Origin of the sequence: Pseudomonas sp. 29 (assembly GCF_002754355.1) — a bacterium.
Classification (GTDB): domain Bacteria; phylum Pseudomonadota; class Gammaproteobacteria; order Pseudomonadales; family Pseudomonadaceae; genus Aquipseudomonas; species Aquipseudomonas neuropathica.
Genome location: NZ_PEEY01000001.1, coordinates 4,558,366 through 4,575,488, shown reverse-complemented (window position 1 = coordinate 4,575,488; position 17,123 = coordinate 4,558,366). Strand labels below are relative to the sequence as shown.

Genomic DNA, 17,123 nt, shown 5'->3' with positions numbered 1-17,123 from the left:
CTACGTAACGGTGGTGAATCACTCGAGTGACAAAAATCTGTCGCCCATCAGCCGCTACGCGTCCCTCCCCTTCAGCAGTACTTCGCCGTATGTCGCAAAGTGAATGGAACTTTCCTCAAGCCTTTTTGCACTCCCTAAAGCGCATAAAACAAAGGCTTTCATGCTGAACAATGTGCCGGTTTTTACAAAGCGCATAAGTTTTTTTCGGCATAAGCCTTATGAAAATTTTTTCTTAGCTACGCTTCAGGATGTTCTTAGCTCTGTTGTTACAAGAGTGAAACGCCTACACCTAAAAATATCGTCAAATATTTGGCGACAGTAACACACCATCAGGACTCAGGGAGATGCACCCATGCGCGTTCTAACCCCCCTCTGCAGCGCGGTTTTGCTGGCCATGGCTTGCACTTCTCAAGCTCAGGCCATGAACCTCACCGAGGCGATTCAAAGCACCATCGCCACTCACCCGGAACTGGCCTCGCGCGTGGACGCCCGCCTGTCGGCTGATGAACAAGTCAAAGTCGCCAAGGGCGGTTTCTATCCGTCCGTCGATTTGAACGCCGCCTATGGCCGTGGCTACAGCGACAACACCAACACCCGGGCCTTCGGCAATCACCACACCGAAATCCTCAATTACACCCAGTCCGAGCTGCGCCTGCGGCAGATGCTGTTCGACGGTTTCAACACCGCCAACGAAGTCGAACGCACCAAAGGCGTCTCCAATTCGCGCGCGTACTACGCGCAAGGCACTGCCCAGGATCTGGCTCTGCGCACCATCGAGGTCTACCTCGAAGTGCTCAAGCGTCGTGAACTGGTGACCCTGGCTCGCAACAACCTGCAGGCACACTTGCGGGTCAACGATCAGATTGGCCTGCGCACCGAGCGGGGTGTCGGCAGCACCGCCGACTCCGATCAATCGGTTGCGCGTAAAGCGCTGGCGCAGAACAACCTCGACACCGCCGAAGTCGATCTGTCTGACGCCGAAGCCAACTTCTACAGCGTCGTCGGGCGCATGCCCGATGAGCTGGAAACCCCGGCCTCAACCCGTGGCGAACTGCCGACCGAATTGCGTGAAGCCCAGCAGAGCATGGTCGACAACAACCCGTATCTGAAGTCCGCCCAGGCTGACGTGCAATCGGCCGAGAGCCAGTACGAAGTCGCCAAGTCGCCGTTCTACCCGCGCTTCGACGCGGAAGCGGCCGTCGGCGCGAACAACAATGTGCAAGGCGATGAAGGCCACGACAACGAATGGCGCGTCGGTGTGGTGATGAACTACAACCTGTTCCGTGGCGGCAGCGATAAGGCGCGCCTGGCCTCCGATGCGCACCAGATCAATCAGGCGATGGACATCCGCAACAACGCCCTGCGTCAACTCAACGAGAACATTCGCCTGGCCTGGAACGCCATGCAGAACGCGAAGAAACAGACCCCGACCGCACGCGAATACGCGGAAACCACCAAACGCGTACGCGCCGCGTATCAGGATCAGTTCGGCCTGGGCCAACGCACCCTGCTCGACTTGCTCGACAGTGAAAACGAGCTTTACAACGCCAACCGTCGCTACACCGAAATCCGCTACACCGAGGAATATTCGATGTACCGCGTGCTGGCGAACATGGGCCAGTTGCTGAGCAAACAACGGGTGGTGCTGCCGGCCGATGCGATCGCCGCGACCGAAGTGAAAAACGAAGCGCGCCTGCCGGAACTGAAGTAAGTCCCATGTAGGAGCTGCCGAAGGCTGCGATCTTTTGATCGTTCCCACGCTCCGCGTGGGAATGCAGCCCGTGACGCTCCGCGTCACTGGACGCAGAGCGTCCCTAGAGGCATTCCCACGCAGAGCGTGGGAACGATCAATGAAGCGGTAACAGGGGAGCGATCAATATGACCAGCATGGAACCCGGCCACACCGGGATCGATCCGCGGCTGAGCTTCGATGATCCGTTACTCGACGGTCTGTTGATCCTCTGCAAACTGCATGGCGCGACGGTCAGTCGCGCCAGCCTGAGTGCCGGGTTGCCCCTGAACAAGCAACGCCTGAGTCTGGACCTGCTGCCCCGCGCAGCAGCCCGGGCCGGGTTGCAGGCGCGGATTTTGCGCCGTGAACTGAAAGACATCTCACCACTGAATCTGCCGATTCTGCTGCTGCTCAACGACGGTCGCACCGCTGTTCTGCGGCGCTTCAGCGACGACGGCAAAGCGCTGATCCTGCCCAGCGAAGCCGATGGCGGCGAGCAATGGATCAGCCGCGAAGAGCTCAGCGAGCACTACAGCGGCCAGGCCTTGTTCGCCCGTCCGCGCCACGAACTCGAAGACCTGCGCTCGCCGCTGGTGCCAAGGGTACATGCATGGTTTCGCGACACCCTGAAGCTGTCGAAATGGCTCTACAGCGATGCGATTCTCGCCAGTTTCCTGATCAACCTTTTAGGCCTGATGGTGCCGCTGTTCGTCATGCAGACCTACGACCGCGTGGTGCCGAATCAGGCCACCTCGACCTTGTGGGTGCTGTCGATCGGTTTGCTGATCGGCACCGGGTTCGAACTGGTCCTGCGGGTAGTTCGCGCGCACCTGCTCGACACCGCCGGCAAGAAAACCGATGTGATCCTTTCCGCGACTTTATTTGAACGCATCACCGGCATGTCGATGAAGGCCCGGCCGGCGACCATCGGTGGTTTCGCCCAGAGCATTCATGACTTCCAGGGCCTGCGCGAATTCCTCACAGCGGTGACCCTGACCAGCCTGATCGACCTGCCCTTCGTCGTGCTGATGCTGGTGGTGATCGGCCTGCTCGGCGGCTGGCTGGTGGTGATTCCGCTGCTGGCGTTTCCGATCACCATCATCTTCGCGATGATCATTCAGGTGCGCCTTCGCGACACCGTGCAGAAGAGCCTGAGCCTCGGTGCCGAACGCCAGGCGGTACTGATCGAAACCCTCGGTGGCCTGGAAACCCTCAAGGCTTGCAGCGCCGAAAGCGAGCGCCAGCACAAATGGGAGAGCACCCACGGCGCCCTCACCCGCCTCGACAGCCACGCACGCAATCTGTCGGCGCTGGCCACTAACGGCACATTGTTCATTCAACAATTCTCGGGGATGGCGACGATTGTCGCCGGGGTCTACAGCATCATCGCCGGTAACCTCAGCGTCGGTGCGCTGGTCGCCAGTTACATGCTCGGCAGCCGTGTACTTGCGCCGCTGGGGCAGATTGCCGGGCTGATCACCCGCTATCAGCAAGCGCAACTGACCATGAAAAGCACCGATGCGCTGATGGCCCTGCCGCAGGAACGCGACGGCAAGCAGCGGCCGCTGGAGCGCACGCAACTGCAAGGCGCACTCGACGTCAGCGGCGTGACCTTTCATTACAACGGCCAGAATGCGCCGGCACTGAGCAATGTTTCGTTCAGCCTGAAACCCGGTGAACGGGTCGGCATCATCGGCCGCAGCGGCTCGGGCAAAAGTACCTTGGCCCGTTTGGTCATGGGTTTCTATGAACCCGAGGAAGGCCAACTGCTGCTCGACGGCCTCGACCTGCGCCAACTCGATGTTGCTGACCTGCGTCAGCAGATCGGCTACGTCGCTCACGATCTGCCGCTGCTGGCCGGCAGCCTGCGTGACAACCTGACCCTCGGCGCACGTTACATCAGCGATGCGCGGATGCTCGAAGTCGCCGAACTGACCGGCGTTACCGAACTTGCCCGCCAGCATCCGCAAGGTTTCGACCGGCCGGTGGGCGAGCGCGGGCAATTGCTCTCCGGCGGTCAACGTCAGGCCGTTTTGCTCGCGCGATCCTTGTTGCTCGATCCACCGATCATGCTGCTCGACGAACCCACCAGTGCCATGGACAACAGCAGCGAAGACCAACTGCGGCAGAAGCTGCACGGCTGGGTGCAAGGCAAGACACTGCTGCTGGTCACCCACCGCACTTCAATGCTGAGTCTGGTGGACCGCTTGCTGGTGCTGGACAACGGCCGGGTCGTCGCCGACGGTCCGAAGGAAGCGGTCATCGATGCACTGCGCAAGGGCCGTGTCGGCTCGGCGGCGGTTTAGGAGTTGCCCCATGTCTGCTTCCACCGATAGCAAAGATCGCGGCTACTTCGACAGTTTCGGCAAAAGCGCCGAAGCCGAATTCATGCCGGAAACCGCCGGTGCCTCGTTACAGGATTCGCCGCGCTGGTCGCGAATCACCGTGTGGCTGGCGGCAGCGCTGCTGATCAGCGCAGTGGTCTGGGCCAAATTCGCCGTGCTCGAAGAAGTGACCATGGGCGAAGGCAAGGCGATTCCATCGAGCAAGGTGCAGGTGATCCAGAACCTTGAAGGCGGGATCGTCACCGAGATTTTCGTCCGCGAAGGGCAAATGGTGAACAAGGGCGACACGTTGCTGCGCCTGGATGACACACGCTTTCGCTCGAACAAGGGTGAGAGCGAGGCCGATCGTTATGCGTTGACCGCGCAGGTCGAGCGACTGTCGGCGGAGGCCGAGGGCCGGCCGTTCAAGCTCTCCGATGAAGTGATCGCCAAAGCCCCGCAAGTCGCCGAAGACGAACGCTCGCTGTACGACCAGCGCCAGCGCCGACTGGCCAGCGAACAGCGTACGCTTAGCGAACAGCTGCGGCAGAAGACTCAGGAGCTGGCGGAGTTTCGTTCCAAACAGGGCCAGTTCAGTTCCAGCCTGGCGCTGTTGCAGCAAGAGATGAACATGTCTGAACCGCTGGTGAAAACCGGTGCGGTGTCACCCGTGGAAATCCTGCGTTTGAAACGCAGCGCCGTGGAAATCCGTGGCTCGCTGAACGCCACCACGCTGGCGATTCCCCGCGCCGAATCGGCGATTGCCGAGATCCGCAGCAAGATCGACGAATCCGAGCAGACCTTCCGTTCCGAGGCGGCCAAGGAGCTGAACGAGAAACGTACGGACCTGTCGAAAATCACTGCCACCAGCATCGCCATCGACGACCGTGTCAGCCGCACCACCGTGACTTCACCGGTGCACGGGGTGATCAAACAATTGAAGGTCAACACCATCGGCGGCGTGGTTCAACCGGGCAGCGACATGGTTGAAATCGTACCGTTGGAAGACAACCTGTTGATCGAGGCCAAAGTGCGGCCGCAGGACGTCGCGTTCCTGCATCCGGGCCAGAAAGCCATGGTCAAGTTCAGTGCTTACGACTACACGATTTACGGTGGGCTGAGTGCCAAGCTGGAGTTGATCGGTGCGGACACGATTACCGATGACAAGGGCAACAGCTTTTATCTGATTCAGGTGCGTACCGATAAAAACCATTTGGGCGGGGATGTGAAACCGTTGCTGATTATTCCGGGGATGGTGGCGACGGTGGACATTATTACCGGCGAAAAGAGTGTCCTGGATTACCTGCTCAAGCCAGTGTTGAAAGCGCGGACCGAGGCGATGCGTGAGCGCTAGTCATTGTTAAGATTTGCGGTGATTGATCTGGCGCCTTCGCGAGCAAGCTCGCTCCCACATTTTGGAATGCGTTCCCCTGTGGGAGCGAGCTTGCTCGCGAAGAGGCCGGCACAATCAACGCCTATCTATCACCATGATTACGCTGGAAGGTCTCCTCCCCCATCGCCGCAATCTGCCCCTCGATCAACGCCTCGAACGGCTTGAGCAAAGGCTCGAATGAAACCGGCGCCTCCAGCGTCTGCAACGCCTGCACAATCGCCTCAATCGTCGACAACGCCCCCGGCCCCGGAGCCTTGCGCAAGCGATACCGCGACACCCCGCCCTCGGCCAGCGTCACCCGGGGCAGCGCCGCCAGCAATGGATTGAGGTGCAACATCTTGCGCGCCTTGCGCCAGGTGCCATCCGGCACCACCAGCAACAACGGTTCCTCGGACTCACCGTAAGCCTGCATCGGCTGCGCGTCATCGGCCGGAAACAACAACCGCGCCCGATACCCCGGGCGGCTTAACAGCGTCGGCAAATCCTCGAACACCTCACCGACGATCAGCTCGGCATTGCTCAACCCCAGCGCTGCCAGACGCGCGGTATTCAACGCGTGATTAACCTCGCTCGGATGCTGCAACAGCAACACCCGCGTGCGACTGTCGAGGCTCGGGATCAGCGGGCAAAGGCAATGGGTTTGGGGGCGCAGGCAGCGCGGGCATTGAGGTCTGGACATCGTTCTTAAGCCTGATTGAGCTGTGCTTTAAGCAAATCACGGAAGGTCTGGATCAGCGGCTCGCGACTGCGACCCCGGCGCATGATCATCGAGAACGGCGCCTGATAACCAAACGTCGCTGGCAGCAACACACGCAAATCGCCCTTGTCGGCCCAGGCCTGAGCATAGTGCTCCGGCAAGTAACCGATGTAGGCGCCGGACAGCACCAGAATCAGCTGCGCTTCCATACTTTCCACGGTGGCGGCGCTGTGTTTGAAGCCGTGCCGGGCCAGCTCGGCCTGGCTCCAGTAACCGCGCCCGACCATGCGTTGCTGGGTGATGACTTGCTCGGGAATCCGCCGCTCGTTGAATAACGGATGGCGGCTACTGCAATACAACCAGTGCTGTTCACGGTACAGCGGCATGTAGACCAGACCGCTCATGCGCGTGGAAAACGCACCGATGGCCAGATCGAGACGGTTGTCCTGCACACCGAGTTGCAGTTCGTACGGGCTCATCACCGACAAATGCAAATGCACCGCCGGGTGTTCCTGACTGTAAGCGCCGATGGCTTCGGCGAACGGCAGGGCCTTGTCGCTGACGGTAGAGTCGATGACGCCAAGGTTGAGCGTGCCACGCAATTCGCCCTTGAGCGCAGCGGCGTATTGCTCGAAACCTTCGAGCTCGGCGAGCAGGCGCAGGGTTTCCTGATGGAACAGCTCACCCTTGCTGGTCAGGCTGAACCCACCGCGGCCGCGATGGCATAGCACCAGGCCGAGCGCGGCTTCGAGCTGGCTCATGTAGGTGCTGATCGCCGAGGTCGACAGGTTGAGTTCCTGCTGGGCGTTGGCGAAACCCTGATGACGGACGACGCTGACGAAGATGCGCAACAGTTTCAGGTCGGGTAAAGCGTTGGCCATGTCTGCTCCGGGGTTTGCAACTGCGTGTCTGTGGGAAAAGCCCCTCACCCCAGCCCTCTCCCCGAGGGAGAGGGCGCCGACCGGGTTGTATTCGGGATTTACATCGACCTGAAATACCGAGTCGATCTCAGGATTTGAAAGCCATGGAGATCAGCCCCCTCTCCCTCCGGGAGAGGGCTGGGGTGAGGGCAGCAATGTTCAGCCAGGCAAGAATCCCGAGACCGCAAAGTCTAATCCCAGCCCCGCCATTAGTTTAGAAAAATCTGAACTAAGTTTTTGCCCGTAGCGATTCTTTCCCCTCACTACATTTCGCATCATCGGCCCCACAGCGGCGCCCGCTCCCCTGCTCCACGGCGCGCCGACATAAATAAAACAAAGACGATGAGGCCTTACCCGTGGACAAGATTCTTCACCAACCACTGGGCGGCAACGAAATGCCGCGCTTCGGCGGCATCGCCACCATGCTCCGACTCCCCCATGTACCGACCGCTGCCGGCCTGGACGCTGCCTTTGTTGGCGTGCCCCTGGACATCGGTACTTCGCTGCGTCCCGGTACCCGCTTCGGGCCACGCGACATCCGCACCGAATCGGTGATGATCCGCCCGTACAACATGGCCACCGGCGCGGCGCCATTCGACTCGCTGTCGGTCGCCGACATCGGTGACGTGGCGATCAACACCTTCAACCTGCTCGACGCCGTGCGCATCATCGAAGAAGCCTACGACAACATCCTCGAGCACAACGTGATCCCGATGACCCTGGGTGGCGACCACACCATCACCCTGCCGATCCTGCGGGCGATTCATAAAAAGCACGGCAAGGTCGGTCTGGTGCACATCGATGCTCACGCTGACGTCAACGATCACATGTTCGGCGAGAAGATCGCCCACGGTACGACCTTCCGTCGCGCCGTCGAAGAAGGCCTTCTGGACTGCGACCGCGTGGTGCAAATTGGTCTGCGTGCGCAGGGTTACACCGCTGATGACTTCAACTGGAGCCGCGATCAGGGCTTCCGCGTTGTTCAAGCCGAAGAGTGCTGGCACAAGTCGCTGGCGCCACTGATGGCCGAAGTGCGCGAGAAAGTCGGCGGCGGTCCGGTGTATCTGAGCTTCGACATCGACGGCATCGATCCGGCCTGGGCACCGGGCACCGGCACCCCGGAAATCGGTGGTCTGACGACCATTCAGGCGATTGAAATCGTTCGCGGCTGCCAAGGCCTCGACCTGATCGGTTGCGATCTGGTAGAAGTCTCGCCCGCTTATGACACCACCGGCAACACCTCGCTGCTGGCCGCCAACCTGCTGTACGAAATGCTCTGCGTACTGCCTGGCGTGGTCCATCGCTGAGGGTCGGGTCATGAACGAACGTGATCAGGTTCTGCAAGCGGCCGCCGATCTGGTGTCCGCCTTTGCCCGTAACGATCGCGAAGCTTACTTCGGCGCCTTCAGCGCCGATGCGAGTTTCGTTTTCTACACCCTCGAACAGCCGCTGCTGTCGCGCGATGCCTATCAGGCCTTGTGGGACAGCTGGCGCGCCGAGGATGGCTTCGAGGTGCTTGCGTGCACGTCGAGCAACGCCTTCGTCAGCCTGCAAGGTGATGTGGCGATTTTCATCCATGATGTGGCCACCGAGCTGCGCATGCAAGGGGAGCAACACTTCAGCCAGGAGCGCGAGACGATTGTTTTCAAGAAACAAGCGTCGAGCCTAGAACAACAAGGCCATTGGCTGGCCTGCCACGAACATTTGTCCGCAATGCCGGAAGGGCTGCCATCCCCTTAGCCAAAACAGGTGACGCCTCACGCACGATGAGGCGCGCCTTTATGATCGGAGCAGATCATGAATAACAACAACAACGACCAAAGCCTTACGCAGATTGAAACCCACGGGGTCGAACAGATCCCGGACCACGAACGCAGCGCAGGCCCGACGGACTTGTTCCGGATGATCTTCGGTGGTTCGAATACCTTTGCCACCGCCGTGCTCGGCAGTTTCCCGGTGCTGTTCGGTCTGTCATTTCAGGCCGGCGTCTGGGCGATTGTGTCGGGCGTGCTGCTTGGCTCGCTGATCCTCGCACCGATGGGCCTGTTCGGCCCGCTCAACGGCACCAACAATGCCGTGTCGTCGGGTGCGCATTTCGGCGTGCATGGGCGCATCGTCGGTTCGTTCCTGTCGCTGTTGACCGCTATCGCGTTTTTCTCGCTCTCGGTGTGGAGTTCGGGGGATGCGCTGATCGGCGGCGCAAAACGCCTGATCGGTCTGCCGGAAACCGACCTGACTCTGGGTCTGGCCTACGGTCTGTTCGCGATTCTGGTGCTGACCGTGTGCATCTACGGCTTCCGCTTTTTGCTGTGGGTGAACAAGATCGCAGTGTGGAGCGCCAGCCTGTTGTTCCTGCTGGGCATCTTCGCCTTCGCCGGTCCTTTCGATGTGAACTACGCCGGTACGGTAAGCCTCGGTCAGCCAGGCTTCTGGGCCGCGTTCATCGGCGCCGCGCTGGTAGCCATGAGCAACCCGATTTCCTTCGGCGCGTTCCTCGGCGACTGGTCGCGCTACATCCCGCGTGACACATCGAAACAACGGATCATGGCAGCGGTCGTGCTGTCGCAGATCGCCACGTTCATCCCGTTCCTGTTCGGCCTGGCCACCGCGACCATCGTCGCGATCAAGGCGCCGGACTACATCGCGGCGAACAACTATGTGGGCGGTTTGCTGGCGGTGTCGCCGAGCTGGTTCTTCCTGCCGGTGTGCCTGATTGCGGTGATCGGCGGCATGTCCACCGGCACCACTTCGCTGTATGGCACCGGGCTGGACATGTCCAGCGTGTTCCCGCGGGTGCTGTCGCGAGTGAAAGCGACACTGCTGATCGGCGTGCTGTCGATTGCCTTCATCTTCATCGGCCGGTTTGCGGCGAACCTGGTGCAGAGCGTGTCGACTTTCGCCGTGCTGATCATCACCTGCACCACGCCATGGATGGTGATCATGATCATCGGCCTCTTGGTGCGTCGCGGCTTCTACTGCCCGGATGACCTGCAAGTGTTCACGCGCGGCGAACAGGGCGGTCGCTACTGGTTCAGCCACGGCTGGAACTGGCGCGGTCTGGGCGCATGGATCCCGAGCGCGGCGGTCGGTTTGTGCTTCGTCAATTTGCCGGGGCAGTTCGTCGGTCCGCTGGGTGAAATGGCCGGCGGCATCGACATCAGTTTGCCGGTGACCCTGGGCCTGGCTTCGGTGGTGTACCTGACGCTGCTGAGCCTGTTCCCGGAACCGCGCGAAGTGTTCGGCCCGACGGATGCCCGCAGCCAAGTCGGGGAGTCGTCGGCTAAAGCGCAAGCTGCCTGAGTAAACGCCTACCCCCTGTGGGAGCGAGCTTGCTCGCGAAAGCGATCTGTCAGTCACATCACTTTTGAATGTGCCGCCGCCTTCGTCGGATCGCCGCCCGGAGCAAGCTCGCTCCCACAGGGAGATTCGAATCAGCCTCACATAAAAAAGACAATCGGAGACACGCCATCATGGCTTTGGATTTATTCGTCGTCCTCATCTACGCCGCCGGCATGCTCTTGCTTGGCTACTTCGGCATGCGCAAGGCCAAGACCAACGAGGACTTTCTCGTCGCCGGTCGTAACCTCGGCCCGAGCCTGTACATGGGCACCATGGCCGCGACTGTTCTGGGTGGCGCGTCGACCGTCGGCACCGTGCGCCTGGGCTACGTGCACGGCATCTCCGGTTTCTGGCTGTGCGCGGCTCTGGGTTGCGGCATCGTTGCGCTGAACCTGTTCCTCGCCAAACCGCTGCTGAAACTGAAGATCTACACCGTTACCCAGGTCCTGGAAAAACGCTACAACCCGATGGCCCGCTCGGCGAGCGCGGCGATCATGCTGGCCTACGCACTGATGATCGGCGTGACCTCGATCCTGGCGATCGGCACCGTCCTGCAAGTGCTGTTCGGCCTGCCATTCTGGGTGTCGGTATTGCTCGGCGGTGGCGTGGTGGTGATCTACTCGGCGATCGGCGGTATGTGGTCGCTGACCCTGACCGACATCGTCCAGTTCATCATCAAGACCGTGGGCCTGATGTTCATCCTGTTGCCGATCTGCCTGTACCGCGTCGGCGGTTGGGACGAACTGGTGCTGAAACTGCCGGCGACTGCCTTCAGCTTCACCACCATCGGCTGGGACACGATCATCACCTACTTCATGATCTACTTCTTCGGCATCCTGATCGGTCAGGACATCTGGCAACGGGTGTTTACCGTCAAGACCGCCAAAGTCGCGCAATACGCCGGCAGCATCGCCGGCATCTACTGCATCATCTACGGCTTGGCCTGCGCGCTGATCGGCATGGCTGCACACGTGCTGATCCCGGATCTGGACAACGTCAACAACGCCTTTGCCGCCATCGTCAAACTGTCGCTGCCGGACGGCATCCGTGGCCTGGTGATCGCTGCAGCACTGGCGGCAATGATGTCCACCGCCAGCGCTGGCCTGCTCGCCGCCGCCACCACGCTGACTGAAGACCTGCTGCCAAAACTGCGTGGCGGCAAACAGTCGAGCCTGGGCATCAACCGTCTGTTCACCCTGCTGACCGGTGTCGTGGTGCTGGGTATTGCGCTGGTGGTAAATGACGTGATCAGCGCCCTCACCCTCGCCTACAACCTGTTGGTCGGCGGCATGCTGGTTCCGCTGATCGGTGCGATATTCTGGAAACGCGCAACCACCGCCGGCGCCATCGCCAGCATGGGCCTGGGTTTCGCCACCGCACTGCTGTTCATGTTCAAGGACGGTCTGGATGCCAATACGCCGATCTACTACAGCCTGGCGGTGGGTCTGGTGAGTTTTGTCGTGGTCAGCCTCGCCTCGCGCCGTCCTGTCTCGGTGGCCCGCGCGATCTAAGCTGAAACATAACGACTTGATGCTTTCTTCGACGAGTGTGGCGTCGGTTGCCACACTCGTTTTTTTACGCTTGGAGAAAAGTACCGATGAAGATCGTTTCTCGTGATCAGTGGTTTGAAGTGCAGCACCTGAGCGATGGCATTCGGTTGATTCACGAGCCGTATATCCGCCCGTTCTACCGCTGCAACCTCTGGCATGTGCAGGGCCGTGACAAAGACCTGCTGCTGGACAGCGGCTCAGGACTGGTCAGCCTGCGCGAACAGTTGCCGTGGATTACCGAGCGGCCACTGGTGGCAGTGGCCAGTCATTGCCATTTCGACCATATCGCCGGGCATCACGAATTTGCTGAACGGCTGGTGCATCCGGCCGAAGCGGACATTCTGGCCGCGCCGGATGGCGAAAACGACTTGAGCCGCGCTTTCGTTGGCGACGACATGTTCGAAGCGCATCCGGATTGCCCGTTGTGCTACGCCGAATACCGGGTCAAAGCCGCGCCGGCGACCGGGTTTGTCGAGGACGGTGATGTGCTCGATCTGGGTAATCGCACGCTGCAGGTGCTGCATACACCGGGGCATTCGCCGGGCGGCATCAGCCTGTATGAGGCGGCGACTGAAACGCTGTTCAGCGGCGACATCATTTACGACGGGCCGCTGATCGAAGACGCCTACCACTCCAATCTTGAGGATTACGCCGCCAGCCTGCGACGTTTGCAGGCGTTGTCGATTCGCACGGTGCATGGCGGACATTTCGGCAGTTTTTCCGGGGAGCATTTGCGTTCGATGATTGACGAGTGGTTGCGCGGCCACGTCTGAGGCCTGCTTCACTCAAGCACAACAACAATCAGAAATATCTGCCATGAGAAGAGCTGCCGTGCGTGCCGCCGTGCACCGATATATCCGGCGTCTGTTGGAAACCCGCGAATTCAACGACAACACCAGCCTTGTGCAACTGGGCCTGGAGAAAGCCGATATAGAAGATTTGATCTTTCATCTGGAAGATGAATTCGGCCTGACGGCGTTTACCGCCGAGGAAGACCGCATGCTCAAGACCGCGAAGACCGCGAATGACTTGAGCCGGTTTTTGCTGGAGATCGGGCGGCACTGAGAACAAAAGATCGCAGCCTTCGGCAGCTCCTACACGGATTAATGCAGGAGCTGCCGAAGACTGCGATCTCTTGATCTTGAATCCTTGATCTCGGATCGGGGGCGTTACCGGCGCCGTTGTTGACGGCGGCGCTGCTCGTCATCGGTGCGGATCGGGACAGGTTGCAGAGGCGGTTCGATCAAGCCAAGGGCAACACCCAAGTCGTGCAGCCAGTTTTGAATTTTCTCTTTCATCGTCATGCCCCCTTCAGGGTGGTGCTGAGCGGCCGGAATTCTGAGGCCGCTTCGCACTGATAATAGTCCGAAGTCCTACGTAATGCTCGGCCAAATCCGCAATGATCTGTTACTGAATTGAACAGAATATGCCGCCATTGGTTCAGGCTGTTTCTCGGGTTTCAATCTGAGCCGCAGGATAGACAGCCTGTTGCACCTCGATCCATGCATTGAGGTTGGCGCCGACCATGCCCTTGCGCCACATGAGCCACGTTGTCGCACCCACAAATGGCTCGGCCAATGGATGCACCGCGACGCTGTCACGCCCCGGCAGACTGGCCAGCATCGACTCCGACATCAGCGCCACGCCACTGCCGGCAATTACACAGGCGAGCATGCCTTGATACGACTCGATCTCCATCGCCCGGCCCATAGTCGCGTGATAGTGCGAAAACCACGCCTCCAGGCGCATGCGGTAGGAACAGCCGCGACGAAAGGTGAACACCGAACGCCCTTCAACATCCCGCGCGCTGCGCACCGGCGGATGATCGATTTCAGTGATCAACACCAACCGCTCCTCGCACAACGGCACGCCGTCGAGCCCGGCGAGTTCCAGCGGGCCATCGACCAACGCGGCATCAAGGCGCCCGGTGAGCAACCCCTCCAGCAACTCGCCACTCGGTGCTGACTGCACTTGCAGATTCACCGCTGGATAGCGCTTGTGATACTGCGCCAGCAGCGCCGGCAGATGAATCGCCGCCGTGCTGTACATGGTGCCCAGAGCGAAGTCACCGGCGGGTTTGCCGCCCATCACCGCCGCAGTGGCCTGATCGCGCAGGGCGAAGAGTTTACCGGTGTAGTCCAGCAGGACTTTTCCTGCAGGCGACAGTTGCAAACGCTGACGCTCACGGACGAATAACTCGACACCGAGCTGCTCCTCCAGTTGCTTGAGTCGGGTCGATAGATTCGATGGCACGCGGTGCAGGCGTTCCGCAGCGCGGGTGATGGAACCTTCCTCGGCCACGGCCTGGAAGATCCGTAGTTGGCTGAATTCCACAACCTTTCTCCAGAACAGAACAAGTTACTCACTATTATTCAATTTTAAAGAAAGTCAATCAGTCCTAGCCTGACGGTCATTGATCCTTCAAAGGAATCCCGACCATGTCGCCGCTTATTCGCTTATCTGCCTGCTTCGTGGCCCTGATGATGGCCATGGGCATCGGACGTTTCGCTCTCACCCCGCAAATGCCGCACCTGCTCAGCGAAGGTCAGATCGACCTGACAGCCGCTGGTCTGATTGCAGCGGCCAACTACCTCGGTTACTTGCTCGGCGCGGTGGACGCGATGTTCGCCCATCGCCCGCAACAGGTTCAGCGGCGCCTGCACGGTGGCTTGTGGCTGTGTGTGCTGCTGACCCTGGCATCGTTCTGGGCCGATGGTTTTTGGTCGCACCTGGTGCTGCGCTTCGGCACCGGGGTGGCGAGTGCCTGGGTGCTGGTGATGATCACGACTTTAAGCCAACCGTTGGCTGCGGCAGCGGGTCGTCCACGTTTGGGCGCACTGGTATTCGCCGGACCGGGTTTAGGGATTTTTCTGACAGGATTGTTGGCACTGGTCTCACATCTGCTCAACCAGACTTCCGCGACGTTGTGGCTGATTTACGCAGCGGCTGCGTTGGTGATGATGCTGGGCGTCTGGCGACTGCTGCCTAAGCCCGTCGCAACGGCTGCGGTTGCTGTGGCGGCAGGCAATCCATCGAATCGCGGCATCGGGCGGCTGGCCGTGATTTATGCGCTGTACGGCGTCGGCTACATCATTCCCGCGACCTTCCTGTCGCAGATGGCCACTGGGCAATTTCACGGACAATGGCAGGCGGACTTGTTCTGGCCGTGCTTCGGTCTGGCCGCGGCGCTTGGCGTGTTGCTGGTGAGTCTACGGCGTCACGATCCCGAAACGACGCGCCACTGGTTGATGGCGACGTTGTGGCTGCAAGCGGCCGGTGTCTTTGCCTGCCTGCTCGGCAGTGGCCTGGGCCTCGCACTGGGCGTGATCCTCTGTGGCACACCGTTCCTCGCCTGCATGCAACTGGTCATGCAACGCTCGCGGGAACTGGCGCCGCATGCCACCCAACGCAATGCCGGCATGCTCACCGCGTGCTTCGCCGTCGGCCAACTCAGCGGCCCGTTGCTGGCGGCGTTGAGCAGCCATTTCAGCGGTGGTTTGCAGCCAGCACTGGTCATCGCCGGCAGCGGATTGTTGATTGCCGGCGGTCTGGCGATGCAATCGACTAGCGCTGGCCCAGCGCTTTGCGCAAACGCCGACGCAGCCACTGCTCGGCGCTGACAAAAGTGATGCCGAGCAACACCAGTACAGCGCCAACGACGAAGTTCACAGTCAACTGTTCGCCGAGCAGCAACACGCCAAAGGTCACGCCGAACAGCGGCGTCATGAACGAAAACACCGCGAGGTTGGCTGCCAGATAACGGCGCAGCAGCCAGAACCAGATCAGGTAACTGAAGAACGACACCACCAGGCCCTGGAACAACACGCTGGCCACCGCCACGGTGGTCAGGCTGACGTGGGTGATCTGGCCGCTGAACAGCGCAATCAAGAGCAGCCCGATGAAGCCGACGATCAATTGATAGAACAGGGTCAGCGTCACCGGTGCTTCCGACAGACGCGAAGCGCGCACTACCACCGTGGTCGCGCCCCAACAGGCACCAGCCAATACGCCAAAGGCATCGCCGAGCAGCATGCGCCGGTCGAGGTTGTCCCACGACACACCGCCGGCAAAGGCAATCGCGATGCCGATGAAGGCGAGCAGGATGCCAAGCCATTGCAGCGGCCGCAGTCGCTCACTGGCCAGCAGAAAGTGCACACCCAACGCGGTGAAAATCGGTGCGGTGTAGAGGAACACCGACATGTGCGCAGCAGTGGTCAGTTGCAAGCCTTCGGCGATGAAAAAAAACTCCAGACCAAACAGCGCACCGGCCAGTAAGCCACCGCGCCAGGTCGTACCGACCTGATCCCAGCCGCCTTTCCAGCAGATCAGCAAACCGACCAGCAACGCGGAAATTCCCGAGCGCCCCGCCGCTTGCATCACCGGTGCGATGTCCGCTGCGGCCCACTTGATCATCACCTGTTGCACGCCCCAGATCAGGCAGAGGCCGATCATCACTTGCAGGGCAAAACTGTCGGCATTGCGCCGCTCGACACTCACCGCAACACCTCGAATACACACAACATGGCAGGCCATCCAATGGTCAGAAAACAGTGTCGAGGATTATCAATGACTCGAGCGCAAAAAGCCGTCTGGAAAAGACATTTTGTGCTTCATTGGCGCCAGTGGTGAATGGCTGTCGGCTACGCCGTCGCTCCCACTTTGGAATGCGTTCGCCTGTGGGAGCGAGCCTGCTCGCGAAGAGGCCGGCATTGCCAACCCAGACTACCGATCAGATATGCCAAACCGTTTAGCCAACAAAAACCCGACGCTACAAGCCACAGCAGTAGCAAACGTCCCCCACGCCCAATCCATCAGCGTCACCTGCACCGACCAGCCACGCAACGTCGCCCAATTGGTCAGGTCATAGGTGCCATAAGCCACCAGCCCCAACAACGCGCCCCGCTTCGCCGCCCACTGCCAGGTCGCCGCAGGCAGCACCACAAACACCACGCAGCCAAAAACATACAGGCAATAAAAAACCGCTGCAGGAATCAGCAGCGGTTTTTCGAGCATCAGCGGGCCGAGCAGTTCGCGATAGGTCGGCGCCATCAACAGGCCGAGCCAGATACCGTCGAGCAATAAAAACATCACCAGTGTGGCGACGTAGGCAATCAGCGTTTTTTTCATCGACCCGATCTCGTGTGTGTCCCATGCAAGATGGGCCACCC

General features: G+C 60.3%; 16 protein-coding genes. 10 read left to right on the top strand and 6 right to left on the bottom strand.

Features of this window, described 5'->3' with window-relative positions:
* Positions 1-352: 352 nt before the first annotated feature.
* The 3 genes from CLU80_RS21235 (at position 353) to CLU80_RS21225 (ending at position 5,410) form a co-directional block, all read left to right on the top strand.
* Positions 353-1,711 carry a TolC family outer membrane protein gene (locus CLU80_RS21235; protein ID WP_093438007.1) on the top strand — a complete coding sequence of 453 codons (1,359 nt, stop codon included), beginning with the start codon at positions 353-355 and terminating at the stop codon, positions 1,709-1,711.
* 167 nt (positions 1,712-1,878) lie between these two features.
* Positions 1,879-4,038 (top strand): type I secretion system permease/ATPase, encoded by a 2,160-nt coding sequence (locus CLU80_RS21230; protein ID WP_093438012.1) that lies wholly within the window; start codon positions 1,879-1,881, stop codon positions 4,036-4,038.
* 10 nt (positions 4,039-4,048) lie between these two features.
* Positions 4,049-5,410 (top strand): HlyD family type I secretion periplasmic adaptor subunit, encoded by a 1,362-nt coding sequence (locus CLU80_RS21225; protein ID WP_099758304.1) that lies wholly within the window; start codon positions 4,049-4,051, stop codon positions 5,408-5,410.
* A 121-nt stretch (positions 5,411-5,531) separates the two neighbouring features.
* Here CLU80_RS21225 and CLU80_RS21220 read toward each other — a convergent pair whose 3' ends face one another.
* Complete coding sequence (locus CLU80_RS21220) at positions 5,532-6,128, bottom strand: tRNA-uridine aminocarboxypropyltransferase (protein WP_093438021.1); 597 nt, start codon at positions 6,126-6,128, stop codon at positions 5,532-5,534.
* 5 nt (positions 6,129-6,133) lie between these two features.
* On the bottom strand, positions 6,134-7,027 hold the full coding sequence (locus CLU80_RS21215) for a LysR family transcriptional regulator (protein ID WP_007956593.1): 894 nt from the start codon (positions 7,025-7,027) through the stop codon (positions 6,134-6,136).
* A 395-nt stretch (positions 7,028-7,422) separates the two neighbouring features.
* Here CLU80_RS21215 and speB point away from each other — a divergent pair, with 395 nt between their 5' ends.
* The 6 genes from speB to CLU80_RS21185 all read left to right on the top strand — a co-directional run bounded on the left by speB (position 7,423) and on the right by CLU80_RS21185 (position 13,020).
* Positions 7,423-8,373, top strand: coding sequence for an agmatinase (speB, locus tag CLU80_RS21210; RefSeq protein ID WP_003222717.1), 951 nt, complete (start codon positions 7,423-7,425; stop codon positions 8,371-8,373).
* A gap of 10 nt (positions 8,374-8,383) precedes the next feature.
* Positions 8,384-8,806, top strand: a complete 423-nt coding sequence (locus CLU80_RS21205) for a YybH family protein (protein ID WP_099758303.1) — start codon at positions 8,384-8,386, stop codon at positions 8,804-8,806.
* 57 nt (positions 8,807-8,863) lie between these two features.
* Entirely contained in the window at positions 8,864-10,366 is a 1,503-nt protein-coding gene (locus CLU80_RS21200; protein WP_099758302.1) for a purine-cytosine permease family protein, read from the top strand.
* A 170-nt stretch (positions 10,367-10,536) separates the two neighbouring features.
* Positions 10,537-11,916: a sodium:solute symporter family protein gene (locus CLU80_RS21195; protein ID WP_093438031.1), complete on the top strand. Its 1,380-nt coding sequence runs from the start codon at positions 10,537-10,539 to the stop codon at positions 11,914-11,916.
* Between the two features lie 86 nt (positions 11,917-12,002).
* Positions 12,003-12,728: an MBL fold metallo-hydrolase gene (locus CLU80_RS21190; RefSeq protein ID WP_099758301.1), complete on the top strand. Its 726-nt coding sequence runs from the start codon at positions 12,003-12,005 to the stop codon at positions 12,726-12,728.
* A 43-nt stretch (positions 12,729-12,771) separates the two neighbouring features.
* Entirely contained in the window at positions 12,772-13,020 is a 249-nt protein-coding gene (locus CLU80_RS21185; protein WP_034153223.1) for a phosphopantetheine-containing protein, read from the top strand.
* Between the two features lie 104 nt (positions 13,021-13,124).
* On the opposite strand, the gene CLU80_RS30305 is transcribed toward CLU80_RS21185, so the two are convergent.
* Together CLU80_RS30305 and ptrR are read right to left on the bottom strand one after the other, a co-directional pair.
* Positions 13,125-13,253, bottom strand: a complete 129-nt coding sequence (locus tag CLU80_RS30305; protein WP_007914492.1) for a PA1414 family protein — start codon at positions 13,251-13,253, stop codon at positions 13,125-13,127.
* A 142-nt stretch (positions 13,254-13,395) separates the two neighbouring features.
* Positions 13,396-14,289 (bottom strand): putrescine utilization regulator PtrR, encoded by an 894-nt coding sequence (ptrR, locus tag CLU80_RS21180; protein WP_099758300.1) that lies wholly within the window; start codon positions 14,287-14,289, stop codon positions 13,396-13,398.
* Between the two features lie 104 nt (positions 14,290-14,393).
* On the opposite strand from ptrR, the gene CLU80_RS21175 reads away from it, so the two are divergent.
* Complete coding sequence (locus CLU80_RS21175; RefSeq protein WP_099758298.1) at positions 14,394-15,575, top strand: MFS transporter; 1,182 nt, start codon at positions 14,394-14,396, stop codon at positions 15,573-15,575.
* Here the strand turns inward: CLU80_RS21175 and CLU80_RS21170 are convergent.
* A complete protein-coding gene (locus tag CLU80_RS21170) occupies positions 15,520-16,452 on the bottom strand; it encodes a DMT family transporter (RefSeq protein WP_099758297.1) in 933 nt (310 codons plus the stop codon). The two genes, CLU80_RS21175 and CLU80_RS21170, sit on opposite strands and share 56 nt — an antisense overlap.
* A gap of 225 nt (positions 16,453-16,677) precedes the next feature.
* On the bottom strand, positions 16,678-17,082 hold the full coding sequence (locus tag CLU80_RS21165; RefSeq protein WP_099758296.1) for a DUF2177 family protein: 405 nt from the start codon (positions 17,080-17,082) through the stop codon (positions 16,678-16,680).
* Positions 17,083-17,123: the final 41 nt, after the last annotated feature.

Bases quoted from the DNA above. Each gene is read 5' to 3' on its own strand.
- CLU80_RS21235 (WP_093438007.1), top strand. From the start codon at position 353: ATGCGCGTTCTAACCCCCCTCTGCAGCGCGGTTTTGCTGGCCATGGCT.
- CLU80_RS21230 (WP_093438012.1), top strand. From the start codon at position 1,879: ATGACCAGCATGGAACCCGGCCACACCGGGATCGATCCGCGGCTGAGC.
- CLU80_RS21225 (WP_099758304.1), top strand. From the start codon at position 4,049: ATGTCTGCTTCCACCGATAGCAAAGATCGCGGCTACTTCGACAGTTTC.
- CLU80_RS21220 (WP_093438021.1), bottom strand. From the start codon at position 6,128: ATGTCCAGACCTCAATGCCCGCGCTGCCTGCGCCCCCAAACCCATTGC.
- CLU80_RS21215 (WP_007956593.1), bottom strand. From the start codon at position 7,027: ATGGCCAACGCTTTACCCGACCTGAAACTGTTGCGCATCTTCGTCAGC.
- CLU80_RS21205 (WP_099758303.1), top strand. From the start codon at position 8,384: ATGAACGAACGTGATCAGGTTCTGCAAGCGGCCGCCGATCTGGTGTCC.
- CLU80_RS21200 (WP_099758302.1), top strand. From the start codon at position 8,864: ATGAATAACAACAACAACGACCAAAGCCTTACGCAGATTGAAACCCAC.
- CLU80_RS21195 (WP_093438031.1), top strand. From the start codon at position 10,537: ATGGCTTTGGATTTATTCGTCGTCCTCATCTACGCCGCCGGCATGCTC.
- CLU80_RS21190 (WP_099758301.1), top strand. From the start codon at position 12,003: ATGAAGATCGTTTCTCGTGATCAGTGGTTTGAAGTGCAGCACCTGAGC.
- CLU80_RS21185 (WP_034153223.1), top strand. From the start codon at position 12,772: ATGAGAAGAGCTGCCGTGCGTGCCGCCGTGCACCGATATATCCGGCGT.
- CLU80_RS30305 (WP_007914492.1), bottom strand. From the start codon at position 13,253: ATGAAAGAGAAAATTCAAAACTGGCTGCACGACTTGGGTGTTGCCCTT.
- CLU80_RS21175 (WP_099758298.1), top strand. From the start codon at position 14,394: ATGTCGCCGCTTATTCGCTTATCTGCCTGCTTCGTGGCCCTGATGATG.
- CLU80_RS21165 (WP_099758296.1), bottom strand. From the start codon at position 17,082: ATGAAAAAAACGCTGATTGCCTACGTCGCCACACTGGTGATGTTTTTA.